The following is a 25,350-nucleotide window of genomic DNA, read 5'->3' on the forward strand; positions in this document are numbered from 1 at the left end:
TCCGTCAGTTGTTGTCGAAACGGAAGACTTCTTCACACGCCTGCCTGAGCGCACCGTCGCTGCTGATGTTGCAAACGCGCGTCCAGCCCGTCATGCCGTTGCCATTGTTCCACTGGGGCGTCATCACGACCTCAAGCCCGTTCAGACTTTCCTGGCCGGTCAATGCCACTACGCCTTTTGCCACGCTCATTCCTGACACATAGCGGGTGGTTGTCGGTGACGGGACGCCGTTACTTCCCCCGTCGCAGCGATCTACGCCGCCGTGATCCAGGGCGCAAAGCTCAATCGCCGTGCGGTACGGTACGAAGGTTTGCAGCATATCGGTGAGGGCGGCCTTGCGCAGGTAGTTCTGGTAGGCCGGAATGCCGATAGCGCTCAGAATGGCAATAATGCCGATGACCACCATTAGCTCAATAAGCGTAAATCCTTGCTGTCTGTTCATGTCTGCTCCTCAGGTTAAGTGGCGCAACTCTGGCAGGAGAAACAACGTCAGACGAGGAGCAAAAAGAGAAACGTGAAGGCGCTTTCAGCGTTTTTACGCTGCGTTGCAGCGGGGAACGGCGGGTCTGCGAGCGGTGTCGAATTTCCCCTCTCCGTCAGAGAGGGGAGAAGGGCATTATTTGAAGCGCATGGAGAGATCCAGGGCGCGCACGTGCTTAGTGAGCGCGCCGACGGAGATGTAGTCGACGCCGGTTTGGGCGAATTCGCGGATGGTGTCGAAGGTCACGTTGCCGGACACCTCCAGCTGCGCCTGGCCATTGGTGCGTTTTACCGCCTCGCGCATCCGATCGGCGTCGAAGTTATCCAGCATGATGATATCGGCGCCGGCTTTGATGGCCTCGTCCAGCTCCTCCAGGCTTTCGACCTCGACCTCAACCGGCACGTCCGGATGCAGCCAGAAGGCTTTTTCCACGGCCTGGCGCACGGAGCCGGAGGCAATGATGTGGTTTTCTTTAATCAGGAAAGCGTCGGACAAGCCCAGACGGTGGTTGGCCCCGCCGCCGCACAGCACCGCATATTTCAGCGCGGTGCGCAGGCCCGGCAGCGTTTTACGGGTGTCCAGAAGCTGCGTGCGGGTGCCCGCCAGCAGGTCAACATAGCGGCGTACTTCGCTGGCGACGCCGGAAAGGGTCTGCACAAAGTTCAGCGCGGTGCGCTCGCCGGTCAGCAGCACGCGGGACGGGCCATCGAGCTCGAACAGCGGCTGATTGGCCACCACCGCGTCGCCATCGTCCACGTGCCAGGTGACCTGAACGTCGTCACCCGCAAGCTGGGTAAAGACCTCTTCGACCCAGCGCTTGCCGCAAAACACGCCGTCTTCGCGGGTTATGATGACCGCATGCGAGCGCGTCTCTTTTGGCAGCAGCTGCGCGGTAATATCGTTATCGGCGCTGACGTCGCCGCCCAGGTCTTCCTTGAGCGCATGGGCAACGCTTGCCGGGATATCCATGTTAATACGTTCCAGAAGCGCGTCACGTCGGTGGTCGGGGTTATAGCGGCGAGGCGGCATGATAAAACTCCAAATTGGTAACGAATCATAAGATTGAAACATGCTACTCTGAACCGAGTAACAGCACCATACATAAGGAGTTCCAGCATGTTGTTAGAAAACGGATGGCTGGTGGACGCGCGGCATGTACCTTCGCCGCACCACGATTGCCGCCCGGAGGATGAAAAGCCCTCACTGCTGGTGGTTCACAATATTAGCCTCCCGCCGGGAGAATTTGGCGGCCCGTGGATTGACGCGTTATTCACGGGAACGATAGATCCCGCAGCGCATCCGTTTTTTGCCGAAATTGCGCATCTGCGCGTATCGGCGCATTGCCTGATTCGCCGCGACGGAGAAGTGGTTCAGTATGTTCCGTTTGATAAGCGGGCCTGGCATGCGGGCGTGTCGCAGTACCAGGGGCGCGAGCGCTGCAATGATTTCTCTATTGGCATTGAGCTGGAAGGCACTGACACCACGCCCTACACCGATGAACAGTATCAGCGGCTGGTGGCTGTCACCGAAACGCTTATGACGTTATACCCCGCCATCGCCGGGAACATTACGGGGCACAGCGATATTGCCCCCGCAAGAAAAACCGATCCTGGCCCGGCGTTTGACTGGCCCCGGTTTCGCGCCATGCTTACCGCGTCGTCAGATAAGGAGATAACATGACGTTGTTTACCATGCTGTTAGTGATGATCGCCGAGCGCCTGTTCAAGCTGGGCGAACACTGGCACCTCGATCATCGCCTGGAAGTGCTGTTCCGCCGGATCAAACACTTCTCCCTTTTCCGCACGCTCCTGATGGCCGCTGCCGTGATGGCCGTAACGTTTCTGCTGCTGCGTTCCCTTTACGGCCTCTTTTTCAACGTGCCGCTGCTGGTGGTGTGGATCTTGCTCGGCGTGCTGTGTATCGGCGCGGGCAAGGTGCGGCTGCATTACCATGCTTACCTGAAAGCCGCCTCCCGCGAGGATGCGCACGCCCGTGACGCGATGGCGAGCGAGCTGACCATGATCCACGGGGTACCGCCTGACTGCGACGAGCGCGAGTTTTTACGCGAGCTGCAAAACGCGCTGCTGTGGATCAACTTTCGCTATTACCTCGCGCCGCTGTTCTGGTTCGTGGTCGGCGGCCCGTGGGGGCCGGTTCTGCTGATGGGGTACGCGTTCCTGCGCGCCTGGCAGACGTGGCTGGCGCGTTACCTTACGCCGCATGAGCGTCTGCAGTCCGGCATCGACGGCATTCTGCACGTGCTCGACTGGCTCCCGGTGCGTCTGGTCGGCGTGGTATACGCGCTGATTGGCCACGGTGAAAAAGCGCTGCCCGCGTGGTTTGCCTCGCTGGCTGACCGTCACACCTCTCAGTATCAGGTCTTAACGCGCCTGGCGCAGTTCTCACTGGCGCGCGAGCCGCACACCAACAGGGTTGAAACGCCAAAAACCGCCGTCTCAATGGCGAAGAAAACATCGTTTGTGGTGGTGGTGATCGTGGCGCTGCTGACCATTTACGGCACGCTGGTTTAGGCCAGCGCGCCGTATCGATTACTGCGTATCAGCAGGCGGGATGCCGAAATCTGGCATCCCGTTCTCGTCCCATCGGACGCGCTTCAGGCGGGTATGGCGATTCGGATCGTACAGCGGATCGCCCTCAATTTCGGTGTAGTTCCTTGCGTGGTACACCAGCACATCGTCCCCTTCCGGCGTCTGCGTAAAGCTGTTATGGCCTGGCCCATACTGGCGGTTTTCATCGCTGGTGACGAACACCGGACGCGGAGACTTATACCAGTTCCGCGGGTTTTTCGGGTCGGCCTGCCCGTCTATCCACAGTAGCCCCATGCAGTAGTTTTCATCGGTGGCGCTGGCGGAATAGCTGATAAACAGCCTGTCGCCGTGAACCAGCACCGCCGGGCCTTCGTTAACCAGAAATCCGCGGCACTCCCAGTCGTACTCCGGCTTGCTGAGCATCACCGGCTCGCCTTTCAGCGTCCACGGGTTTTCCATCTCGCACAGGTAAAGGTTGGAGTTACCCTGAATGTCCGGCGCTTTTTGCGCCCACAGATACCAGCGCTTGCCCTGATGCACAAAGGTGGTGGCGTCCAGCGCGAAGGTGTCGAAAGGCGTGTGGATTTGCCCTTTTTCCACCCACGTTCCGGTGAGCGGATCGGCATCCGTGCATTCCAGGGCGAACATGCGGTGCTGGAACATGCCAAGCCTGTCGAGCGCCTGGGTATGCGCCGCGGCAAAATAGATGTACCACCTGCCGTCGATGCGGTGCAGCTCCGGCGCCCAGATCAGCTGGCTCATCGGGCCGGTTGCGGGTTTACGCCACACCACCACCTCTTCAGCGCTGCGCAGGCCGTCGAGTGAGCCTGCGCGGCGGATCGCCAGCCGATCGTATTCGGGCACCGAGGCGATAAAGTAGTACAGCCCTTCGTGGTGGAGAAGGTACGGATCGGCGCGCTGTTCGATAAACGGGTTTGGCCAGCTATGCATGAGGGGCTCCTTTGGGTTCTGTCCTTAACGTCTGATAGTCGTTCAGCTCGCGGTAATTGTTGCGACGCTTTTCAAGGTCTGACTGGATTTGCTTCATGGTCTCGCGATCTACCTTCAGCAGGCGAACTACGCCTGCCGTGATGAGGTAGCCCACGCCCGGAATGACGGTAAACAGCAGCACGATGCCGTTGATCGCATCCGCGCTCTGCGCTTTGGCTCCCGCGTCGTAGCCGTACCAGGAGAGCAGGAAGCCGACCATTGCGCCCGCAATCGCCAGACCCAGCTTGAGGAAGAAGATATTGCCGGAGAAGCTGATCCCGGTGATGCGCTTCCCGGTCTTCCATTCGCCGTAGTCATCCACGTCGGCCATCAGCGACCAGTGCAGCGGAGAAGGGATTTGGTGCAGGACGTTCAGCAGGACGTAGAGCACCACGATGGTGACCGTCGCTTTCGGATCGAAGAAGTAGAAGGCGGTTGAGAAAATGGCCAGCGCGATATTGGTCCAGAAGAACACTTTCAGCTTGCACCAGCGGTCGGTGAGCACTTTTGCCAGCATGCTGCCCCCCATCATGCCCACCACGCCGAGGCTAATAAACAGCGTGGCGAAGTGGGTGCTTTGGCCCATCACCCAGGTGACGTAATACATGGTGGCCGCCATGCGGATAAAGCCCGGGCAGACGTTGCACAGCGTCAGCAGCAGAATGCGCACCCACTGATCGTTTTTCCACACGTCCCTGAGATCGTTTTTCAGCTCGTCGTGCGTCTGCACTGCCGGACGCACGCGCTCGCGCACGGTGGCGAAGCAGAACAGGAACATGCAGGTGCCGATCAGCGCCAGCACGGTCATCGCCATCTGGTAGCCTTTGGCTTTGTCATCGCCGCCGAACCAGTCGGCCATCGGCAGCAGGGTCAGGGAGAGCAGCAGCGTGGCGATGCCCACCATCACGAAGCGGTAAGACTGACAGGCCACGCGCTCTTTCGGATCGTTGGTGATCACGCCGCCCAGCGAGCAGTAGGGGATGTTAATGGCAGTGTAGGTCAAAGAGAGCAGGAAATAGGTGACAAACGCATAGATAACTTTGCTGTTGTAGCTCCATTCCGGCGTGGTGAACATCAGGATGCTGAACAGCGCGTAGGGAAAGGCGATCCATAAAAGCCATGGACGAAAGCGGCCATATTTACTGCGGGTCCGGTCGGCGATGGCGCCCATGATCGGGTCCGTGACGGCGTCAATCACGCGCACGGAGAGCAGCAGAACGCCAACCAGCGCAGGGGCCAGGCCAAAAATGTCGGTATAAAAGTAGTTAACAAACAGCATGATAGCGCCGAAGATGATGTTGCACCCTGCGTCGCCCATGCCGTAGCCGATCTTTTCTTTTACTGAAAGTTTATTGTTATCCATCGACAGCTCTCCGGTTTTCGGTATGGAGAGAATTATTTGCTGGCAAAGGGATTTTTGCGTTGCAGTATCAGGGCGGTGATATGGATAAACGGGCTGTTGAGAGGAATTTGTGAGGCAGGTAACAACGCGCTGCACCCGCAAAAACGGGGGCAGCGTCGGTTGAGATTAATGCGCTTTGAGGGCGGCTGCGTTTTTCTGCTTCACCAGGTAGCCCACGCCGAGGATCGCAATCCAGACCGGGATCAGGTAAACGGAAATCGCCATGCCCGGCGTCATCAGCATGATGACCAGAACGGCAGCCATAAACAGCAGGCAGACCCAGTTACCCAGCGGATAAAGCAGGGCAGGGAAGCGGGTTTTGACGCCCTGCTGCTGCTTCGCGCGGCGGAACTTAATGTGCGCGAGGCTGATCATCGCCCAGTTAATCACCAGGGCAGAGACCACCAGCGCCATCAGCAGGCCGAAGGCCGATTCCGGCGCGAGGTAGTTGATCAGCACGCACAGCGCGGTGACCACGGCGGAGACGATAATGGTGTTCACCGGCACGCCGCGCTTATCCACGTTGAGCAGCGCTTTTGGCGCGTTGCCCTGCTGCGCCAGGCCGAACAGCATGCGGCTGTTGCAATATACGCAGCTGTTGTACACCGACAGTGCTGCGGTAAGCACCACGATGTTCAGCGCGTTTGCCACGAAGGTATCGCCCAGCTCGTGGAAGATCAGCACAAACGGGCTGACGTCAGCGGTAACGCGCGTCCACGGCATCAGGGAAAGCAGCACCGCCAGCGAGCCCACATAAAAAATCAGAATACGGTAGATAACCTGGTTGGTGGCCTTCGGGATGCTCTGCTCCGGGTTGTCCGCTTCTGCCGCGGTGATGCCCACCAGCTCAAGGCCGCCGAAGGAGAACATAATGATCGCCATCATCATCACCAGGCCGGTCATGCCGTGAGGCAGGAATCCGCCCTGTTCCCAGAGGTTACGCACCGTGGCCTGCGGGCCGCCGTTGCCGCTAAACAGCAGCCAGCCGCCGAAGAGGATCATCGCCACAACGGCAACCACCTTGATGATCGCAAACCAGAACTCCATCTCACCGAACACTTTGACGTTGGTCAGGTTGATGGCGTTAATAATGACGAAGAAGGCCGCCGCGGATGCCCAGGTGGGGATCTCCGGATACCAGAACTGAACGTACTTCCCGACGGCTGTCAGTTCGGCCATGGCAACCAGAACGTACAGCACCCAGTAGTTCCAGCCGGAGGCGAACCCGGCAAAGCTGCCCCAGTATTTGTAGGCAAAGTGGCTGAACGAGCCTGCAACGGGCTCTTCAACGACCATTTCACCCAGCTGACGCATGATCAGAAAGGCGATGAAACCCGCAATCGCGTAACCCAAAATAATGCCGGGACCGGCAGACTGGATGACGGATGCGCTTCCCAGAAACAGGCCGGTACCGATGGCGCCGCCCAATGCGATAAGCTGAATATGGCGGTTCTTAAGGCCGCGCTTTAGCCGATCGCCATGCTGTTGAGCTTCCATTTGAAACCTCGTGTGTGGTTGTTATGTTCACGCTGAGCGTGTGTAATTATGAAAGTCCATTTCTGTATTATTTTCTTTACGGTTAAAGTGACCGAAAAAAGCGGGAGTGACTTCCGTAAGCGCAAGAATAATGGTAAGCGCCAGCGAATGCACCTGCTTTATCAAGGGATGATGACGACCTGGATAAAAAGAAAGCGTTTGTAAATTCCGACCCAATCCCTTCGTATCCCAACCTATAGAATAGAAATGCGCCTTAAGCGGGCGAAATTTCATTATTTGCGCTGTTGAATCGCTTCAGATTGCAAAAACCTTCGTTTCACTAAGGTTAAATCTGCCTCTTTGTGGGTAATCAACTCATTTGTGCAAAGTTACATTTCTGAAACGTTATTTCTGTAGGGTTGTTAAAAAGTGCAGGCTTTACTGATTTCAATCAAAACCAATATGGACAGAAGGTGAATACTTTGTTACTTTAGCGATACGAACATGAAATTGGTAAGACCAATTGACTCCGGGCAAAAAGGCGTAAGACAGGGAATATGGCCTACAGCAAAATTCGCCAACCAAAACTATCCGATGTGATTGAGCAACAGCTGGAGTTTTTGATCCTCGAAGGGACGCTGCGCCCGGGTGAAAAGCTTCCGCCAGAACGCGAGCTGGCAAAACAGTTCGACGTTTCCCGTCCCTCTCTGCGTGAGGCGATTCAACGTCTCGAAGCAAAGGGCTTGCTCCTTCGTCGTCAGGGCGGCGGAACCTTTGTGCAAAACAGCCTGTGGCAGAGCTTCAGCGACCCGCTGGTAGAACTTCTCTCTGACCACCCAGAATCCCAGTTTGACCTGCTTGAGACCCGTCACGCGCTGGAAGGCATCGCGGCCTATTACGCCGCCCTTCGCAGTAATGATGAAGATCGCGTGCGTATCCGCGAGCTGCATCAGGCCATTGAACGGGCACAGCAGTCCGGCGACTTAGACGCCGAGTCCAGCGCCGTTGTCCAGTATCAAATTGCCGTCACCGAAGCGGCCCACAACGTGGTGCTCCTCCATCTGCTACGCTGCATGGAGCCGATGCTGGCCCAGAACGTTCGTCAGAATTTTGAATTGTTGTATGCCCGTCGGGACATGCTCCCGCTGGTCAGCAACCATCGCACCCGAATCTTCGAGGCGATAATGGCCGGGGAACCGGAGCAGGCGCGCGAAGCGTCGCACCGCCACCTGGCTTTCATTGAGGAAATCTTGCTGGACCGCAGCCGTGAACAATCACGCCGTGAGCGTTCGCTTCGCCGCATACAGCAACGAAAGGATTAAGCGCCAGTTTTTTAGAGCGCGGCAACTAAACGCAGAACCTGTCTTATTGTGCTTTTAGTTTTCGACATAGTTTGGGATGTATCGCGTCGGCAAGTGCGCGAATCCCCAGTCACATAGTTAACTATGTGACTGGGGTGAGGAAGCGCAGCCAACAAGGAGACAGCCCGAAATATGAAGAAGGAAAGTGCAATGGGACAGGTTCCAGACAAATCAACGTATTAGATAGATAAGGAATACCCCCATGTCAGAACGTCTCCAAAATGACGTGGATCCGATCGAAACTCGCGACTGGCTACAGGCGATCGAATCGGTCATCCGTGAAGAAGGTGTTGAGCGCGCTCAGTATCTGATTGATCAGCTGCTTTCAGAAGCCCGCAAAGGCGGCGTGAAGGTTGCTGCAGGTGCAGGGGCTAGCAACTACGTAAACACGATTGCCGTTGAAGACGAACCGGAATACCCGGGCAATCTGGATCTGGAACGCCGCATTCGTTCTGCTATCCGCTGGAACGCAATCATGACCGTTCTGCGCGCGTCCAAGAAAGACCTCGAGCTGGGCGGCCACATGGCGTCCTTCCAGTCTTCTGCGACCGTGTACGAAGTGTGCTTTAACCACTTCTTCCGTGCGGCCAACGAGAAAGACGGCGGCGACCTGGTGTACTTCCAGGGCCACATCTCTCCGGGCATCTACGCGCGTGCGTTCCTGGAAGGTCGTCTGACCGAAGAGCAGATGAACAACTTCCGTCAGGAAGTTCACGGTAAAGGTCTGTCTTCTTATCCGCACCCTAAACTGATGCCAGAATTCTGGCAGTTCCCGACCGTATCTATGGGTCTGGGCCCAATCGGTGCGATTTATCAGGCTAAGTTCCTGAAATACCTGGAACACCGTGGTCTGAAAGACACCTCCGAGCAAACCGTTTACGCCTTCCTGGGCGACGGCGAAATGGATGAGCCAGAATCAAAAGGCGCGATCACCATCGCGACCCGCGAGAAGCTGGACAACCTGTGCTTCATCATCAACTGTAACCTGCAGCGTCTGGATGGTCCGGTAACCGGCAACGGCAAGATCATCAACGAACTGGAAGGCATCTTCGCGGGTGCTGGCTGGAACGTAATCAAAGTCATGTGGGGCGGTCGTTGGGACGAGTTGCTGCGTAAAGACACCAGCGGCAAGCTGATCCAGCTGATGAACGAAACCGTTGACGGCGACTATCAGACCTTCAAATCCAAAGACGGTGCCTACGTTCGCGAGCACTTCTTCGGCAAATATCCAGAAACCGCAGCCCTGGTTGCAGACTGGACTGATGAGCAGATCTGGGCCCTGAACCGCGGTGGTCACGATCCGAAGAAAGTCTACGCTGCACTGAAAAAAGCGCAGGAAACCAAAGGTAAAGCGACCGTTATCCTGGCCCACACCATTAAAGGTTACGGCATGGGCGATACCGCAGAAGGTAAAAACATCGCTCACCAGGTTAAGAAAATGAACATGGACGGCGTGCGTTATATCCGCGACCGTTTCAACGTTCCAGTGACCGATGAGCAGGTAGAAAACCTGTCTTACATCACCTTCCCGGAAGGGTCTGAAGAGCACAAGTACCTGCACGAACGTCGTCAGGCGCTGAAAGGCTACCTGCCGGCTCGTCAGCCTAACTTCACCGAGAAGCTGGAACTGCCAGCGCTGGAAGACTTCTCTCAGCTGCTCGAAGAGCAGAACAAAGAGATCTCTACCACTATCGCTTTCGTTCGTGCCCTGAACGTGATGCTGAAGAACAAGTCGATCAAAGATCGCCTGGTGCCAATCATCGCCGACGAAGCGCGTACTTTCGGTATGGAAGGTCTGTTCCGTCAAATCGGTATCTACAGCCCGAACGGCCAGCAGTACACCCCGCAGGACCGTGAGCAGGTTGCATACTACAAAGAAGACGAGAAAGGTCAGATCCTGCAGGAAGGTATCAACGAGCTGGGCGCAGGCGCATCCTGGCTGGCTGCTGCGACCTCTTACAGCACCAACAACCTGCCGATGATCCCGTTCTACATTTACTACTCCATGTTCGGGTTCCAGCGTATCGGTGACCTGTGCTGGCAGGCAGGCGACCAGCAGGCTCGCGGCTTCCTGGTAGGCGGTACCTCCGGTCGTACGACCCTGAACGGTGAAGGTCTGCAGCACGAAGATGGCCACAGCCACATTCAGTCTCTGACGATCCCTAACTGTATCTCTTACGACCCGTCTTACGCGTACGAAGTGGCGGTCATCATGCATGACGGCCTGCAGCGCATGTACGGTGAGAAACAAGAGAACGTGTACTACTACATCACCACCCTGAACGAAAACTACCACATGCCGGCCATGCCAGCAGGTGCCGAGGAAGGTATCCGTAAAGGTATCTACAAACTCGAAACCCTCGAAGGTAGCAAAGGTAAAGTTCAGCTGCTGGGCTCCGGCTCTATCCTGCGTCACGTGCGTGAAGCGGCACAGATCCTGGCGAACGACTACGGTGTGGGTTCCGACGTGTACTCTGTGACTTCCTTCACCGAGCTGGCGCGTGATGGCCAGGATTGTGAACGCTGGAACATGCTGCACCCGCTGGAAACCCCGCGCGTTCCGTACATCGCTCAGGTGATGAACGACGCACCGGCGGTGGCGTCTACTGACTATATGAAACTGTTCGCAGAGCAGGTTCGTACTTACGTACCAGCGGATGATTATCGCGTACTGGGCACCGACGGCTTCGGTCGTTCTGACAGCCGCGAAAACCTGCGTCACCACTTCGAAGTTGATGCTTCTTACGTGGTTGTAGCAGCCCTGGGCGAACTGGCTAAACGTGGCGAAATCGACAAGAAAGTGGTGGCGGAAGCAATCACCAAATTCAACATCGATGCAGATAAAGTTAACCCGCGTCTGGCGTAAGAGGTAAAAGAACAATGGCTATCGAAATCAATGTACCGGACATCGGGGCTGATGAAGTTGAAATCACCGAGATCCTGGTCAAAGTGGGCGACAAGGTTGAAGCTGAACAGTCGCTGATCACCGTAGAGGGCGACAAAGCCTCTATGGAAGTCCCGTCTCCTCAGGCTGGCATCGTTAAGGAGATCAAAGTCTCCGTTGGCGATAAAACCGAGACCGGCAAACTGATCATGATTTTCGATTCCGCCGACGGTGCAGCTGATGCTGCACCTGCTAAGGCAGAAGAGAAGAAAGAAGCCGCTCCGGCTGCAGCACCTGCTGCCGCGGCAGCGAAAGAAGTGAACGTGCCTGACATCGGCGGTGACGAAGTTGAAGTCACTGAAATCCTAGTGAAAGTGGGCGATACCGTTGCGGCCGAGCAGTCTCTGATTACCGTAGAGGGCGATAAAGCCTCTATGGAAGTGCCAGCGCCGTTCGCGGGTACTGTTAAAGAGATCAAGATCAACACCGGTGACAAAGTGTCTACTGGCTCTCTGATCATGGTCTTCGAAGTGGCGGGTGCAGAAGGCGCCGCTGCGCCAGCTCAGGCTGCTGCCCCGGCTCCGGCCGCAGCACCAGCCGCTGCCGGTGGCGCGAAAGACGTTAACGTACCGGATATCGGCGGTGACGAAGTTGAAGTGACCGAAGTGATGGTTAAAGTGGGCGACAAAGTTGCCGCTGAACAGTCGCTGATCACCGTTGAAGGCGACAAGGCTTCTATGGAAGTCCCTGCGCCGTTCGCCGGTACCGTTAAAGAGATCAAAATCAGCACCGGCGACAAAGTGTCTACCGGCTCTCTGATCATGGTCTTCGAAGTGGAAGGCGCTGCGCCTGCCGCGGCTCCGGCTGCTGCTGCTCCGGCACCTGCTGCTGCACCGGCTCAGGCTGCGAAACCTGCTGCTGCCCCTGCTGCGAAAGCGGAAGGCAAATCTGAGTTCGCTGAGAACGACGCTTACGTTCACGCCACCCCGCTGATTCGTCGCCTGGCGCGCGAGTTCGGTGTAAACCTGGCGAAAGTGAAAGGGACTGGCCGTAAAGGTCGTATCCTGCGCGAAGACGTTCAGGCCTACGTGAAAGACGCGGTGAAACGCGCCGAAGCGGCACCTGCTGCAGCCGCCGGTGGCGGTATCCCGGGCATGCTGCCATGGCCGAAAGTCGACTTCAGCAAGTTCGGCGAAATCGAAGAAGTGGAGCTGGGCCGTATCCAGAAAATCTCTGGTGCTAACCTGAGCCGTAACTGGGTGATGATCCCGCACGTTACGCACTTCGATAAGACCGATATCACCGACCTGGAAGCGTTCCGCAAGCAGCAGAACGCCGAAGCCGAGAAGCGCAAGCTGGACGTGAAATTCACCCCGGTGGTCTTCATCATGAAAGCCGTTGCTGCTGCGCTTGAGCAGATGCCACGCTTCAACAGCTCCCTGTCTGAAGATGGCCAGAAGCTGACGCTGAAGAAATACATCAACATCGGTGTTGCGGTTGATACGCCAAATGGTCTGGTGGTTCCGGTCTTCAAGGACGTGAACAAGAAGAGCATTACCGAGCTGTCCCGCGAGCTGACCACCATCTCCAAGAAAGCGCGCGATGGTAAGCTGACTGCCGGCGAAATGCAGGGCGGCTGCTTCACTATCTCCAGCATCGGCGGCCTGGGTACCACCCACTTCGCGCCGATTGTTAACGCGCCGGAAGTGGCTATCCTCGGTGTGTCCAAGTCCGCGATGGAGCCGGTGTGGAACGGCAAAGAGTTCGTGCCGCGTCTGATGATGCCAATCTCTCTGTCCTTCGACCACCGCGTGATCGACGGTGCTGATGGTGCGCGCTTTATCACCATCATCAACAACACCCTGAGCGACATTCGCCGCCTGGTGATGTAATCGAAAAGCCGGCCAATCGGCCGGCTTTTTTCTGGTAATCTCATGAAGTCCATGAGGTTATTAGCGAAAGCAAAAATTCATGAACCGTTTGTTGTTTCAAAATTGTTAACAATTTTGTAAAATACGGGCGGATAGAACGACCCGGTGGACGACGGGTATACATTAAGAGGTCATGATGAGCACAGAAATCAAAACTCAGGTCGTAGTACTTGGGGCAGGCCCGGCAGGTTATTCCGCAGCATTCCGCGCGGCGGATTTAGGTCTGGAAACCGTCATCGTAGAACGTTACAGCACCCTCGGCGGTGTCTGTCTGAACGTCGGCTGTATCCCTTCTAAAGCGCTGCTGCACGTCGCGAAAGTGATCGAAGAAGCCAAAGCGCTGGCTGAACACGGTATCGTCTTCGGCGAGCCGAAAACCGATATCGACAAAATTCGTACCTGGAAAGAGAAAGTTATCACTCAGCTGACCGGCGGTCTGGCCGGTATGGCGAAAGGCCGTAAGGTCAAAGTGGTTAACGGTCTGGGTAAATTTACCGGCGCGAACACCCTGGAAGTGGAAGGCGAAAACGGCAAAACCGTGATTAACTTCGACAACGCGATCATCGCCGCAGGCTCTCGCCCAATCGAACTGCCGTTCATTCCGCATGAAGATCCGCGCGTGTGGGATTCCACCGATGCGCTGGAGCTGAAAACCGTTCCTAAGCGTCTGCTGGTTATGGGCGGCGGTATCATCGGTCTGGAAATGGGTACCGTGTACCATGCGCTGGGTTCAGAGATCGACGTGGTTGAAATGTTCGACCAGGTTATCCCGGCCGCAGACAAAGACATCGTTAAAGTCTTCACCAAGCGCATCAGCAAGAAATTCAACCTGATGCTGGAAACCAAAGTGACTGCCGTTGAAGCGAAAGAAGACGGTATTTACGTTTCCATGGAAGGCAAAAAAGCGCCTGCTGAACCACAGCGTTACGACGCCGTGCTGGTGGCTATCGGCCGCGTGCCGAACGGTAAAAACCTCAACGCTGGCGCTGCTGGCGTGGAAGTGGACGACCGTGGCTTTATCCGCGTTGACAAGCAGCTGCGCACCAACGTGCCGCACATCTTTGCTATCGGCGATATCGTCGGTCAGCCAATGCTGGCGCACAAAGGCGTTCACGAAGGTCACGTTGCCGCAGAAGTTATCGCCGGCATGAAGCACTACTTCGACCCGAAAGTGATCCCATCTATCGCCTACACCGAGCCAGAAGTGGCATGGGTTGGTCTGACCGAGAAAGAAGCGAAAGAGAAAGGCATCAGCTATGAAACGGCCACCTTCCCGTGGGCGGCTTCTGGCCGTGCTATCGCGTCCGATTGTGCAGATGGCGTGACCAAGCTGATCTTCGACAAAGAGACTCACCGCGTAATCGGTGGTGCGATTGTCGGCACCAACGGCGGCGAGCTGCTGGGTGAAATCGGCCTGGCGATCGAAATGGGCTGCGACGCGGAAGACATCGCGCTGACCATCCACGCTCACCCAACTCTGCACGAGTCCGTGGGCCTGGCGGCAGAAGTGTTTGAAGGCAGCATCACCGACCTGCCAAACGCGAAAGCGAAGAAGAAATAAGTTTCTTGAGCCTGATGATAACGCCTCTTCGGAGGCGTTTTTTTTGCCTGTAAACTACCTGATTTGGTCGCTATATCCTTGATATTTTCCTAAAAATCCCCTCATCGCTGCCGATAACATTTTCTTACATTGTTGGTTGATCGGCTCATCGCTATGATGCGCCGGATTATTATTACCAGGCAAAGGAAAACATATGTCTTTTAAGAAAGTAGCGGTAGTTGGCTTAGTGGCAGCGACGATGACGCTGGCCGGATGCGGGGCAATGACCACCGCGGTGAAGAAACGTAATCTGGAAGTTAAAACCCAGATGAGCGAAACCGTCTGGCTGGAGCCTTCCAGCGAAAAAACGGTCTACATTCAGGTGAAAAATACCTCTGATAAAGACATGAGCAACCTGCAGGCTCAGCTGGCGAACGAGCTGACGGCGAAGGGCTATAAGGTGACCAGTTCTCCCGACAGCGCCTACTACTGGGTGCAGGCGAACGTGCTGAAAGCGGACAAAATGGACCTTCGCGAAGCGCAGGGCTTCCTGAAAACCGGCTATGAAGGTGCCGCCGTGGGCGCCGCGCTGGGTGCCGGTATCACTGCGTACAACAGCAACTCCTCCGGTGCCGCGCTGGGCGTGGGCCTGGCGGCAGGCCTGATCGGCATGGCGGCGGATGCGATGGTAGAAGATGTGAACTACACCATGGTCACCGATCTGCAGATTTCCGAGCGCAGCAAGGCGAAAGTGACCACTGACAACATCGCGGCGCTGCGTCAGGGGACGTCCGGCGTGAAGCTGCAGACCAGCAGCGAGCAGGGCGATCGCGCGAAGTACCAGACCCGCGTGGTGTCGAACGCCAACAAGGTGAACCTGAAGTTTGAAGAGGCGAAGCCGGTGCTTGAAGCGCAGCTGGCAAAATCGGTTGCCAATATTCTGTAATAAAATGGCCGGATAGAGGGAAGCCTTATCCGGCCTTCACGTTAATGCTTTACGGCGCGACGGGCTGCCAGGCACTATCAGGGCTGAATGCGGCTAACGCCTGCGCTTTTTGCGCGGTATCGCTGCCCAAATTCGTCTCGTATACCCTGTCGCTCTGATTAACCACAAAGCTCATCACCCCCGTCTGTCCGTAGCTGACCGGCCAGGCGACCATTGCAAAGCCGTGCCTATCGGGCAGGATCTTGAATCGATAACCGTGATAGCCTGCGCCGGGCTCTGGCGGGCTAAACGCAGGCCCCAGCGGGCTGGGCGCTTCGCCGGGCGATACGGGCCAGTAAAGGCCATCTTTTTTCCCCTTCGAGCTGACGATTTTCGCCGCGTAGGTCTGGTTGAGGGCGAAATAGCTTTGCTGGGCGTCCACGTAGGCATGCAGCGCTTCGATGGCGGCAAGCTCGTTGCGCCCGATTTCGCGCGTCAAAATTTCGTCCGCGGCCTGCTGAATATCAAACTGCCAGCCGTTTGACGTTTTCACGACGGGGATCGGCAGCTGCCAGGCGTTCTCGCCCACGATCAGGTGCGCCGTATCGCCGCTCACAATCGTGGTGTGTTTCACCTTCCAGTCGCGCAGGAACCGGGCGACGGCTTCGGGGTCAACGCCCTCCGGCGGCAGAACGTTGCGCCAGTTTTCACCAAGCAGATTTCCCATCGCACCTTCATTCTGCTCGCTGATGGCCTGCGTTAAGGCATCGGTAGCTTGTTCAGGCGTGCTGAACTGCTGTTGCGCCACGGCGACGGTGGATGCCATGAACAGCGCCACACCGCTGAGTAAAGTCATCTTCATGTTAGCTCTCTTAACGATGGCGAATGTCATGAGGTAAAGGCCGCGCGGCCGGTAACGGATGCTGCGATATATGCGTAGCGAGCTGCCGGCTTTGCAGGCCGCGCTGCTGCTGAGCACGCCAGCTTGCCGCGCGGCTTTCGTTCCCGCTGAGGGCATTGGCCCTGAACGTCTGGTGCTGCAGCGAGGAGGGCTGAAGGGCATGCTGTCCGTGCGTTTCGCCGGAGAGCGCGTGCGGTTTCGCAGCGTCGTAGCCGCGGAAGTTATTTCGCTGCGAAATCTGCTTAAGCTGCTGACTGGACGGCTGATGCTGCAAAGGTCGGGTAGCCTGGAGCTGTGAAAGCGATTTCCCCGTCGATTTTTGCACCTGCGCCATCGCCGCCTGCCGCTGGCTGTCGCGACTGGCCGCCTGATGTGGCGTGGCGCTCAGCCCCGTGGGCGTGCTCGTTGGATGAAACTGGCTGGCGACCTTACCGTTGGGGTAAGGTACGCCGTTACGGTAGCCAGGATTGTGCTGCCAGAGCATAGTGTTGTCCGTGCGGTGCTCGCCCGTGATCTTGTTGAAATTATTCACATTGATATTGATGTTATCGCCGTTATGGGTGTAACCATCGTGGTGATAGTCGTCATGGTGGTGGTCATCATCATGGTGATGATCATCGTCGTCCCAGTCGATATTGCTAAACAGCGCGTACGTGGTGGCAACCCCGAGGCTGAAGCCCAGCCCGTTCACAAAGCTATTGCTGAACTGCTCGCCGGGAGAGGGCGGCAGGTACACCGGAGGGTAGCTGGCGTTTGGCCATGCTCCGTAGACAGTGGACGGATTATAGGTCGGTACGTAAACAACCTGAGGATCGGCAGGTTCGATTTTTATAATCGTCGGGCTGGCAGGTGCTATCGCAGCGGCTGTTGTGCTTTGGACTGGCGCCGATTTTTTCTCCACGCTTACCGTCTGCTGTGGCGACGATTTCAGCGCACCGGTTTGCTGCGCCAGCGCGCGCAGCCGCTGCACGGAGTCCATCACGTCTTTTGGCTGGGCAAGAAACGCGTTGCCCAGGTTTTGCACCCATTCCGGATTGCCGCCCAGCAGCGACATCAGCTGCGGGAAAGCCACCAGCGACTTCACGCTGGCATCCCACGGCTGGCTGGAAACCGCCTGGATCGCCGCATCGCCCTGCAGTTTTGGATTGTCCTGCGACCACTGCGCGGCCTGAATCACGTTTGACGGATAGGTTGAGGCCATCAGGATCTGTGACAGGAGCGCGTCCGGGTAGAGCGCAATCGGCGCCGTCCACTGGTCCAGCTGTACCGCAGTGTAGGTCGGGGCGATAACCGGTGCAGGCGGCGCGGCCGGTGGAGCAGGCTGCTGCTGAGAAACTGGCGCGGGCGTTTCGGTGGCGCGGCTTTTGACGAACATCACGCCCGAGGCGGCAAAGAGTCCGGTGCTGCACAGGAGAACGAGCAGGTGTGGCTTAAAAGGCAACTTCATAGAATGGCTCCAACGAGACCCGTACCGTGCCGTGAGGCGTTTTAATTGCCGCGAGTATCATTCACCCGTCATTTACAGTTTTAGCTTTTGTTGGGAATTTACCCGATGCGTCCGGATAAAGAGTGTGTGCATTTATTACACAATGATATTGCCAGTGAGGGGATTCCGCGCATCGCTGTTGACTGGATTTTGTCGCGACCATTCGTCTTACCTGCCCGCTATACCATCCTTAACGATTCAGCAAATCATTTAATGTTGCTTTTTTGTAAACAGATTAACACTGTGCAGAAATCCTGCTATGCTGCCCGACGCGGTATCGGGCATTTACCCTACAAACTGCTGTCTCACAGGAGCGTGAAGAGAACGCCGGCCGCAATTGACAATGAGAGCGAGGAGAACCGTCGTGCTAGAAGAATACCGTAAGCACGTAGCAGAACGTGCCGCCGAGGGAATTGTACCCAAACCTTTAGATGCAACCCAAATGGCCGCGCTCGTCGAGCTGCTGAAGAACCCGCCTAAGGGCGAAGAAGAATTCCTGTTAGATCTGCTGATCAACCGCGTACCGCCTGGCGTAGATGAAGCTGCCTACGTTAAAGCCGGATTCCTTGCCGCCGTTGCTAAAGGCGAAGCAACCTCCCCGCTGGTCACTCCTGAAAAAGCGATTGAACTGCTCGGCACCATGCAGGGCGGCTATAACATTCACCCGCTGATTGACGCGCTGGATAACGACACGCTGGCGCCGATTGCCGCCAAAGCGCTCTCTTCTACGCTATTGATGTTCGATAACTTCTACGATGTGGAAGAAAAAGCCAAAGCGGGCAACGTCTACGCGAAGCAGGTGATGCAGTCCTGGGCCGATGCCGAATGGTTCCTGAACCGTCCAGCTCTGGCTGAAAAGATCACCGTTACCGTCTTTAAAGTCACCGGTGAAACCAACACCGACGATCTCTCTCCGGCGCCGGACGCGTGGTCCCGCCCGGATATCCCTCTGCACGCCCTGGCGATGCTGAAAAACGCCCGTGAAGGCATTGAGCCGGATCAGCCTGGTGCCGTAGGCCCAATCAAGCAGATCGAAGCGCTGCAGAAGAAAGGCTTCCCGCTGGCCTACGTGGGTGACGTTGTGGGCACCGGCTCTTCCCGTAAGTCCGCGACAAACTCCGTGCTGTGGTTCATGGGCGACGATATTCCGCACGTGCCGAACAAGCGCGGCGGCGGCCTGTGCCTTGGCGGCAAAATTGCACCTATCTTCTTCAACACCATGGAAGATGCGGGCGCGCTGCCGATTGAAGTGGACGTAAGCAACCTGAACATGGGAGACGTGATTGACGTTTACCCGTTCAAAGGTGAAGTGCGTAACCACGAAACCAACGAACTGCTTGCCAGCTTCGAGCTGAAAACCGACGTGCTGATCGACGAAGTGCGCGCCGGTGGCCGTATCCCGCTGATCATCGGCCGCGGCCTGACCACCAAGGCGCGTGAAGCGCTGGGGCTGCCGCACTCTGACGTGTTCCGTCAGGCGAAGGACGTGGCGGAAAGCAGCCGCGGCTACTCTCTGGCGCAGAAAATGGTCGGCCGCGCGTGCGGCGTAGCGGGCGTGCGTCCGGGCGCGTACTGCGAGCCGAAGATGACCTCAGTAGGCTCTCAGGACACCACCGGCCCAATGACTCGCGACGAGCTGAAGGACCTGGCGTGCCTGGGCTTCTCTTCCGATCTGGTGATGCAGTCCTTCTGCCACACCGCGGCCTATCCGAAGCCGGTTGACGTCACCACGCACCATACGCTGCCGGACTTCATCATGAACCGCGGCGGCGTTTCCCTGCGTCCTGGCGACGGCGTAATCCACTCCTGGCTGAACCGCATGCTGCTGCCGGATACCGTGGGCACCGGCGGCGACTCCCATACCCGCTTCCCAATCGGGATCTCCTTCCCGGCCGGGTCAGGTCTGGTGGCGTTTGCCGCAGCGACCGGCGTGATGCCGCTGGATATGCCGGAGTCCGTGCTGGTGCGCTTCAAAGGCAAAATGCAGCCGGGCATCACCCTGCGCGACCTTGTTCATGCGATCCCGCTGTATGCGATTAAACAGGGCCTGCTGACCGTTGAGAAGAAAGGGAAGAAAAACATCTTCTCTGGCCGCATTCTGGAGATTGAAGGTCTGCCGGACCTGAAGGTGGAGCAGGCGTTCGAGCTGACCGATGCCTCCGCCGAGCGTTCCGCCGCGGGCTGTACCATCAAGCTGAACAAAGCGCCAATCGAAGAGTACCTGACCTCCAACATCGTGCTGCTGAAGTGGATGATTGCAGAGGGCTACGGTGACCGTCGTACGCTGGAGCGCCGTATCCAGGGGATGGAAAAATGGTTGGCCGATCCGCAGCTGCTGGAGGCCGACGCTGACGCAGAGTATGCGGCGGTGATCGACATCGATCTGGCGGACATCAAAGAGCCAATCCTGTGTGCGCCAAACGATCCGGACGACGCGCGTCCGCTGTCCGAGGTTCAGGGCGAGAAGATCGACGAAGTGTTTATCGGCTCCTGCATGACCAACATCGGCCACTTCCGCGCGGCCGGCAAGCTGCTGGATACCCACAAAGGCCAGCTGCCAACCCGCCTGTGGGTAGCTCCGCCAACCCGTATGGACGCGGCGCAGCTGACCGAAGAAGGCTACTACAGCGTGTTTGGCAAAAGCGGTGCGCGTATCGAAATCCCTGGCTGTTCCCTGTGTATGGGCAACCAGGCGCGCGTGGCGGACGGTGCGACGGTGGTCTCTACCTCTACCCGTAACTTCCCTAACCGTTTAGGTACGGGAGCTAACGTCTTCCTGGCCTCAGCGGAGCTGGCGGCGGTTGCGGCGCTGATTGGCAAACTGCCAACGCCGGAAGAGTATCAGACCTTCGTCGCGCAGGTTGATAAGACGGCGGTGGATACCTATCGCTATCTGAACTTCGACCAGCTCTCTCAGTACACCGAGAAGGCCGACGGGGTGATCTTCCAAACCGCGGTATAAACAGCAACCCCTCACCCTAACCCTCTCCCCAAAGGGGAGAGGGAATATAACACCCCTCGCCCTTTTGGGGAGAGGGGTTGGGGGTGAGGGGTGTTTTTTTATTTTCATTCCTTTCACCCCACGCGCTTTTTTTCTTCCTCGCTGCTGCGATAATTACCCTATTGGCTTTGCAGAGGAAAATACTATGGATTACGAATTTCTGCGCGACATCACCGGCGTGGTGAAGGTGCGTATGTCGATGGGCCACGAAGCCGTTGGGCACTGGTTTAACGAAGAGGTGAAAGAGAACCTCGCGCTGCTGGATGAGGTGGAGCAGGCGGCGCTGACGGTAAAAGGCAGCGAGCGCTCCTGGCAGCGAGCCGGGCACGAATACACCCTGTGGATGGACGGCGAAGAGGTGATGGTACGCGCCAACCAGCTTGAGTTTTCAGGGGACGAAATGGAAGAGGGGATGAGCTACTACGACGAAGAGAGCCTGTCGCTGTGCGGCGTTGAGGACTTTTTGCAGGTAGTGGCTGCGTATCGCGATTTCATGAAACAGAAGTAACACGTCGGAGCGTCCTTGCTCCCGCGCGCTTTACACGGCCGGAATATTGCGGCCGTAGTAGATTTCGCGCATCTCTTTCCAGAGCAGGCTGGTAATCGCCTCGCGCTCTTCTTCGCTCAGGTCTTCCGGCCTGGTGTGGAACATGTAGTGCTTCAGATCGAACTCTTTCAGCAGCATCTTGGTATGGAAGATATTTTCCTGATACACGTTCACGTCCATCATGTCGTACAGGGACTTCATATCCTCTGACATAAAGTTCTGGATGGAATTAATCTCATGATCGATGAAATGCTTCATGCCGTTGATATCGCGGGTAAAACCGCGCACGCGATAGTCAACGGTGACAATGTCGGACTCCAGCTGGTGGATAAGGTAGTTCAGTGCATTCAGCGGTGAAATCACCCCGCAGGTCGACACTTCAATATCCGCGCGGAAGGTGCACAGGCCGCCCTCTGGGTGGCTTTCAGGGTAGGTATGTACGCAGATGTGGCTTTTATCGAGATGGGCCACCACCGCTTCCGGCAGCGGGCCCGGGTGCTCGGTCTTGTCAATAAGCGTCGGGTCGACGGGCTCTTCGCTCACCAGAATGGTCACGCTTGCGCCCTGCGGCTCGTAGTCCTGACGCGCGATGTTCAGGATGTTCGCGCCGATAATGGAGCAGGTCTCTGACAAAATTTCGGTCAGACGGTTGGCGTTGTAGAGTTCATCGATATAGGCGATGTAGCCATCGCGCTCTTCTGCGGTTTTAACGTAGCAGATATCGTAAATACAAAAACTCAGGCTTTTGGTCAGGTTGTTAAAGCCATGCAGTTTAAGCTTTTTCAATTAGTTCACCCCCTCGGAGGACAGTGCGTCTTGCAGATACTGCGGTAAGGCAAACGCGGCGGTATGGATTGCAGGGTTGTAGTAGCGGCACGTGAGCCCGGCCTTGTGGAAGCGGGCCTGAATGATTTCGGCGGAGAGATGACGCAGCACGTCATTGTCCGTCGCCCAGGCAAAGGTCATGATCCCGCCGTAGTAGGTCGGAATGGCCGCCTGATAGAAGCTGACGTCGCTAAAATAGGTGCTCAGCTTGCGGTGGCTGTCGAGGGCCTCATCCTGCTGCAGGAAGCAGACGCCGTTTTGCGCAACGAAGATGCCGCCCGGGTTCAGGCAGCGTTTGCAGCCTTCGTAAAAGGCGGAGGTAAACAGCGATGCGCCAGGGCCGATAGGGTCGGTACAGTCGGAGATAATCACGTCAAACGTTTGCGTCGTCTGGTTAACAAAATTGACGCCGTCGTCGATAACCAGGTTAAAGCGCGGATCGTCGTAGCTACCCGCGTTATGGTTAGGCAGATACTGACGGCAGAACGACACAACGCCCGCATCGATTTCCACCATGGTGATCGATTCTACGGTGCGATGGCGAGAAACTTCGCGCAGCATCGCGCCGTCGCCGCCGCCGATGATGAGGACGCGCTTCGCGTGGCCGTGCGCCAGCAGCGGCACGTGGGTCATCATTTCGTGATAGATAAACTCATCGCGCTCGGTGGTTTGCACCACGCCGTCCAGCGCCATCACGCGGCCAAAGGCGGCGTTCTCGAAGATGATCAAATCCTGATGATCGGTTTTCTCATGATAAAGCACGTTATCCACGGCAAAATACTGACCAAACTGGTCATGCAGCGTTTCTTGCCATACCGTTTTATCGGTCATGGGGAGCACCTCCTTCGTTAACATCCATTACATCCGGCAGATGGGCGCAACACAAAACCGCCGTGAAGCGGTTAGCGGGTCAACAAGGGGCGTCGGGAAGGTTACTTCACGTAGGCGAGCAGGCTGAGTGAATCGCGAGCCAGCGCTTTGCATTTTTTAGCAGTGGGAATGCCAATACCGCTTAAATCGCGGTAGCTGTCTTCACCGAGCGCCTTCATGTCGAAGCTGTCGTAGTTGCTGAGGTCCCATTGGTTCTGCTGGGCAAAAAAGACCAGTGCGCGACGAATTTGCCCATTGGGCAAATTCTGGTAACCACAATCGTTCTTCAGAAAAACAAAAACTGCCGTCAGATCGGCCATATCTTCCGCTTCGTTTTCACTTAGCGCGTAACTGTTCGCACACATCGCCATCAGGCTACCGAACAAAATTGTTCTGAAAAACGTCTTCATTACCTTTACCACTGCATCACGGAAAATTAACGTTAGCACACTTGATGCCAGGCCGACGATCTTTATTATCGCCGCCGCGCTTGACCTTCCGGTAAGGGGAGGGTTTATGCTCAAAAGATCGCCTGGTGGAAATAAGGAAATGCACATGCAACGTCGTGATTTTTTGAAATATTCTGCCGCGCTGGGGGTTGCCAGCGCGTTACCACTCTGGAGCCGCGCCGTTTTTGCCGCCGACAGACCGGCTTTACCCATTCCTGAATTACTCGCCGCAGACGCCCGCAGCCGCATTCAGCTTGTGGTGCAGGCCGGTAAAACCACGTTCGGTCAGCACGCCGCAACAACGTTGGGTTATAACGGCAATCTGCTCGGCCCTGCGCTCCAGCTGCGTAAGGGGAAGGCGGTCACCGTTGACATTCACAACACGCTTGCTGATGAGACCACCCTGCACTGGCACGGCCTGGAAGTTCCGGGCGAGGTCGACGGCGGGCCGCAGGGCGTGATTAAGCCCGGCGGCAAGCGCACCGTCACTTTTACCCCTGACCAGCGCGCGGCAACCTGCTGGTTCCACCCGCATCAGCACGGCAAAACGGGCCATCAGGTGGCGATGGGGCTGGCCGGTCTGGTGCTGATTGAGGATGATGAGAGCCGCCTGCTTCGCCTGCCAAAACAGTGGGGCATCGACGATGTGCCCGTTATCGTGCAGGACAAAAAATTCAACGCGGACGGGCAGATTGACTACCAGCTGGACGTAATGAGCGCGGCGGTAGGCTGGTTTGGCGATACGCTGCTGACCAACGGCGCGATCTACCCGCAGCACGCCGCGCCGAAGGGCTGGCTGCGCCTGCGTTTGCTTAACGGCTGTAACGCCCGGTCGCTGAATTTTGCCGCCAGCGATCAGCGCCCGCTTTACGTGGTGGCAAGCGACGGCGGCCTGCTGCCCGAGCCGGTTAAGGTGAGCGAGCTGCCGATGCTGATGGGCGAGCGCTTTGAGGTGCTGGTGGACATCAGCGACGGCAAGGCGTTTGACCTCATTACGCTGCCGGTGAGCCAGATGGGGATGGCCGTTGCGCCGTTTGATAAGCCGCATCCGGTGCTGCGCATCCAGCCGCTGCAGGTCACCGCCTCCGGCGTGCTGCCGGACGCGCTGGCTACGCTCCCGGCGCTGCCTTCTCTTGAAGGGTTAACCCAGCGCAAGCTGCAGCTCGCAATGGACCCGATGCTCGACATGATGGGCATGCAGGCGCTGATGAAGAAATACGGCAATCAGGCGATGGCCGGTATGCAGCACGGCGAAATGACGGGCCATATGAATATGGATCACGGGAAAATGGGCGGCATGGGAAACATGAATCACGGCGGCCACGGATTTGATTTCCATAACGCCAATACGATCAACGGCAAAGCGTTCGACATGAACACGCCGATGTTTGCCGCCGAAAAGGGCAAGTATGAGCGCTGGGTGATTTCCGGCGAAGGCGACATGATGCTGCATCCGTTCCACATTCACGGCACGCAGTTCCGCATCCTGTCCGAAAACGGCAGCGCGCCTGCGGCGCATCGCCGGGGCTGGAAAGATACGGTAAGGGTAGAGGGCGGCGTCAGCGAAGTGCTGGTGAAGTTCGACCACGACGCGCCGAAGGAGTTTGCCTATATGGCCCACTGCCATCTGCTTGAGCATGAGGATACGGGGATGATGCTGGGGTTCACTGTTTAAAGCAGGTGCGGCCTGATGTCCTCACCCTGACCCTCTCCCCATGGGGAGAGGGAACAG

General features: G+C 57.0%; 21 protein-coding genes. 10 read left to right on the plus strand and 11 right to left on the minus strand.

The genetic code is table 11. The features are described 5' to 3' along the window. Positions 1 to 4 precede the first annotated feature (4 nt). Both ppdD and nadC read right to left on the minus strand, forming a co-directional pair. Entirely contained in the window at positions 5 to 442 is a 438-nt protein-coding gene (gene ppdD / locus V1599_RS06595) for a prepilin peptidase-dependent pilin (protein WP_297118564.1), read from the minus strand. 174 nt (positions 443 to 616) lie between these two features. Next, positions 617 to 1,510 carry a carboxylating nicotinate-nucleotide diphosphorylase gene (gene nadC / locus V1599_RS06600; RefSeq protein ID WP_112011138.1) on the minus strand — a complete coding sequence of 298 codons (894 nt, stop codon included), beginning with the start codon at positions 1,508 to 1,510 and terminating at the stop codon, positions 617 to 619. Between the two features lie 87 nt (positions 1,511 to 1,597). Here nadC and ampD point away from each other — a divergent pair, with 87 nt between their 5' ends. Together ampD and ampE are read left to right on the plus strand one after the other, a co-directional pair. Next, the gene (gene ampD / locus V1599_RS06605) at positions 1,598 to 2,161 is read left to right on the plus strand and encodes a 1,6-anhydro-N-acetylmuramyl-L-alanine amidase AmpD (protein WP_112011139.1); all 564 of its coding nucleotides are present in this window, start codon (positions 1,598 to 1,600) and stop codon (positions 2,159 to 2,161) included. Further along, positions 2,158 to 3,012, plus strand: coding sequence for a beta-lactamase regulator AmpE (gene ampE, locus V1599_RS06610; RefSeq protein WP_112011140.1), 855 nt, complete (start codon positions 2,158 to 2,160; stop codon positions 3,010 to 3,012). The genes ampD and ampE overlap by 4 nt, the downstream gene beginning before the upstream one ends. 18 nt (positions 3,013 to 3,030) lie before the next feature. Here ampE and V1599_RS06615 read toward each other — a convergent pair whose 3' ends face one another. The 4 genes from V1599_RS06615 to V1599_RS06630 all read right to left on the minus strand — a co-directional run bounded on the left by V1599_RS06615 (position 3,031) and on the right by V1599_RS06630 (position 7,192). Beyond that, positions 3,031 to 3,981, minus strand: a complete 951-nt coding sequence (locus tag V1599_RS06615; RefSeq protein ID WP_112011141.1) for a family 43 glycosylhydrolase — start codon at positions 3,979 to 3,981, stop codon at positions 3,031 to 3,033. Next, a complete protein-coding gene (locus V1599_RS06620; RefSeq protein ID WP_112011142.1) occupies positions 3,974 to 5,383 on the minus strand; it encodes a glycoside-pentoside-hexuronide (GPH):cation symporter in 1,410 nt (469 codons plus the stop codon). Before V1599_RS06620 ends, V1599_RS06615 begins: the two co-directional genes overlap by 8 nt. A 165-nt stretch (positions 5,384 to 5,548) precedes the next feature. Continuing rightward, positions 5,549 to 6,919 carry an aromatic amino acid transporter AroP gene (gene aroP / locus V1599_RS06625; protein ID WP_112011143.1) on the minus strand — a complete coding sequence of 457 codons (1,371 nt, stop codon included), beginning with the start codon at positions 6,917 to 6,919 and terminating at the stop codon, positions 5,549 to 5,551. Between the two features lie 27 nt (positions 6,920 to 6,946). Next, on the minus strand, positions 6,947 to 7,192 hold the full coding sequence (locus V1599_RS06630; protein ID WP_395301229.1) for a hypothetical protein: 246 nt from the start codon (positions 7,190 to 7,192) through the stop codon (positions 6,947 to 6,949). Positions 7,193 to 7,455: 263 nt separating this feature from the next. On the opposite strand from V1599_RS06630, the gene pdhR reads away from it, so the two are divergent. From pdhR to traT, 5 genes are all read left to right on the plus strand, one after another. Further along, the gene (gene pdhR / locus V1599_RS06635) at positions 7,456 to 8,220 is read left to right on the plus strand and encodes a pyruvate dehydrogenase complex transcriptional repressor PdhR (protein WP_112011145.1); all 765 of its coding nucleotides are present in this window, start codon (positions 7,456 to 7,458) and stop codon (positions 8,218 to 8,220) included. Positions 8,221 to 8,461: 241 nt separating this feature from the next. Next, a complete protein-coding gene (gene aceE, locus V1599_RS06640; protein WP_297118548.1) occupies positions 8,462 to 11,125 on the plus strand; it encodes a pyruvate dehydrogenase (acetyl-transferring), homodimeric type in 2,664 nt (887 codons plus the stop codon). 14 nt (positions 11,126 to 11,139) lie between these two features. Continuing rightward, complete coding sequence (aceF, locus tag V1599_RS06645) at positions 11,140 to 13,035, plus strand: pyruvate dehydrogenase complex dihydrolipoyllysine-residue acetyltransferase (protein WP_395301230.1); 1,896 nt, start codon at positions 11,140 to 11,142, stop codon at positions 13,033 to 13,035. A gap of 175 nt (positions 13,036 to 13,210) precedes the next feature. Beyond that, positions 13,211 to 14,635 carry a dihydrolipoyl dehydrogenase gene (gene lpdA / locus V1599_RS06650; protein ID WP_112011158.1) on the plus strand — a complete coding sequence of 475 codons (1,425 nt, stop codon included), beginning with the start codon at positions 13,211 to 13,213 and terminating at the stop codon, positions 14,633 to 14,635. A 193-nt stretch (positions 14,636 to 14,828) separates the two neighbouring features. After that, on the plus strand, positions 14,829 to 15,560 hold the full coding sequence (gene traT, locus V1599_RS06655) for a conjugal transfer complement resistance protein TraT (RefSeq protein ID WP_112011148.1): 732 nt from the start codon (positions 14,829 to 14,831) through the stop codon (positions 15,558 to 15,560). A 49-nt stretch (positions 15,561 to 15,609) separates the two neighbouring features. Here the strand turns inward: traT and V1599_RS06660 are convergent, their stop codons facing one another. Then, on the minus strand, positions 15,610 to 16,401 hold the full coding sequence (locus V1599_RS06660) for a DUF2950 family protein (protein ID WP_395301231.1): 792 nt from the start codon (positions 16,399 to 16,401) through the stop codon (positions 15,610 to 15,612). A 10-nt stretch (positions 16,402 to 16,411) separates the two neighbouring features. Continuing rightward, positions 16,412 to 17,887 carry a DUF3300 domain-containing protein gene (locus tag V1599_RS06665; RefSeq protein ID WP_395301232.1) on the minus strand — a complete coding sequence of 492 codons (1,476 nt, stop codon included), beginning with the start codon at positions 17,885 to 17,887 and terminating at the stop codon, positions 16,412 to 16,414. Positions 17,888 to 18,290: 403 nt separating this feature from the next. Between V1599_RS06665 and acnB the strand changes: the two genes are divergently transcribed. After that, on the plus strand, positions 18,291 to 20,888 hold the full coding sequence (gene acnB, locus V1599_RS06670; RefSeq protein ID WP_395301233.1) for a bifunctional aconitate hydratase 2/2-methylisocitrate dehydratase: 2,598 nt from the start codon (positions 18,291 to 18,293) through the stop codon (positions 20,886 to 20,888). 184 nt (positions 20,889 to 21,072) lie between these two features. Continuing rightward, positions 21,073 to 21,435, plus strand: a complete 363-nt coding sequence (gene yacL, locus V1599_RS06675; RefSeq protein ID WP_112012780.1) for a protein YacL — start codon at positions 21,073 to 21,075, stop codon at positions 21,433 to 21,435. Between the two features lie 30 nt (positions 21,436 to 21,465). Here the strand turns inward: yacL and speD are convergent, their stop codons facing one another. The 3 genes from speD to V1599_RS06690 all read right to left on the minus strand — a co-directional run bounded on the left by speD (position 21,466) and on the right by V1599_RS06690 (position 23,579). Next, positions 21,466 to 22,260, minus strand: coding sequence for an adenosylmethionine decarboxylase (speD, locus tag V1599_RS06680; protein ID WP_112012781.1), 795 nt, complete (start codon positions 22,258 to 22,260; stop codon positions 21,466 to 21,468). Next, a complete protein-coding gene (speE, locus tag V1599_RS06685; protein ID WP_112012783.1) occupies positions 22,261 to 23,130 on the minus strand; it encodes a polyamine aminopropyltransferase in 870 nt (289 codons plus the stop codon). 101 nt (positions 23,131 to 23,231) lie between these two features. Next, entirely contained in the window at positions 23,232 to 23,579 is a 348-nt protein-coding gene (locus V1599_RS06690) for a YacC family pilotin-like protein (RefSeq protein WP_014882582.1), read from the minus strand. Positions 23,580 to 23,724: 145 nt separating this feature from the next. Here V1599_RS06690 and cueO point away from each other — a divergent pair, with 145 nt between their 5' ends. Continuing rightward, positions 23,725 to 25,293 (plus strand): multicopper oxidase CueO, encoded by a 1,569-nt coding sequence (gene cueO, locus V1599_RS06695; RefSeq protein ID WP_395301234.1) that lies wholly within the window; start codon positions 23,725 to 23,727, stop codon positions 25,291 to 25,293. Positions 25,294 to 25,350 lie beyond the last annotated feature (57 nt).

Origin of the sequence: Enterobacter sp. ECC-175 (assembly GCF_043968675.1) — a bacterium.
Classification (GTDB): domain Bacteria; phylum Pseudomonadota; class Gammaproteobacteria; order Enterobacterales; family Enterobacteriaceae; genus Enterobacter.

Bases quoted from the DNA above. Each gene is read 5' to 3' on its own strand.
- ppdD (WP_297118564.1), bottom strand. From the start codon at position 442: ATGAACAGACAGCAAGGATTTACGCTTATTGAGCTAATGGTGGTCATC.
- nadC (WP_112011138.1), bottom strand. From the start codon at position 1,510: ATGCCGCCTCGCCGCTATAACCCCGACCACCGACGTGACGCGCTTCTG.
- ampD (WP_112011139.1), top strand. From the start codon at position 1,598: ATGTTGTTAGAAAACGGATGGCTGGTGGACGCGCGGCATGTACCTTCG.
- ampE (WP_112011140.1), top strand. From the start codon at position 2,158: ATGACGTTGTTTACCATGCTGTTAGTGATGATCGCCGAGCGCCTGTTC.
- V1599_RS06615 (WP_112011141.1), bottom strand. From the start codon at position 3,981: ATGCATAGCTGGCCAAACCCGTTTATCGAACAGCGCGCCGATCCGTAC.
- V1599_RS06620 (WP_112011142.1), bottom strand. From the start codon at position 5,383: ATGGATAACAATAAACTTTCAGTAAAAGAAAAGATCGGCTACGGCATG.
- aroP (WP_112011143.1), bottom strand. From the start codon at position 6,919: ATGGAAGCTCAACAGCATGGCGATCGGCTAAAGCGCGGCCTTAAGAAC.
- V1599_RS06630 (WP_395301229.1), bottom strand. From the start codon at position 7,192: ATGAAATTTCGCCCGCTTAAGGCGCATTTCTATTCTATAGGTTGGGAT.
- pdhR (WP_112011145.1), top strand. From the start codon at position 7,456: ATGGCCTACAGCAAAATTCGCCAACCAAAACTATCCGATGTGATTGAG.
- aceE (WP_297118548.1), top strand. From the start codon at position 8,462: ATGTCAGAACGTCTCCAAAATGACGTGGATCCGATCGAAACTCGCGAC.
- aceF (WP_395301230.1), top strand. From the start codon at position 11,140: ATGGCTATCGAAATCAATGTACCGGACATCGGGGCTGATGAAGTTGAA.
- lpdA (WP_112011158.1), top strand. From the start codon at position 13,211: ATGAGCACAGAAATCAAAACTCAGGTCGTAGTACTTGGGGCAGGCCCG.
- traT (WP_112011148.1), top strand. From the start codon at position 14,829: ATGTCTTTTAAGAAAGTAGCGGTAGTTGGCTTAGTGGCAGCGACGATG.
- V1599_RS06660 (WP_395301231.1), bottom strand. From the start codon at position 16,401: ATGAAGATGACTTTACTCAGCGGTGTGGCGCTGTTCATGGCATCCACC.
- V1599_RS06665 (WP_395301232.1), bottom strand. From the start codon at position 17,887: ATGAAGTTGCCTTTTAAGCCACACCTGCTCGTTCTCCTGTGCAGCACC.
- yacL (WP_112012780.1), top strand. From the start codon at position 21,073: ATGGATTACGAATTTCTGCGCGACATCACCGGCGTGGTGAAGGTGCGT.
- speE (WP_112012783.1), bottom strand. From the start codon at position 23,130: ATGACCGATAAAACGGTATGGCAAGAAACGCTGCATGACCAGTTTGGT.
- V1599_RS06690 (WP_014882582.1), bottom strand. From the start codon at position 23,579: ATGAAGACGTTTTTCAGAACAATTTTGTTCGGTAGCCTGATGGCGATG.
- cueO (WP_395301234.1), top strand. From the start codon at position 23,725: ATGCAACGTCGTGATTTTTTGAAATATTCTGCCGCGCTGGGGGTTGCC.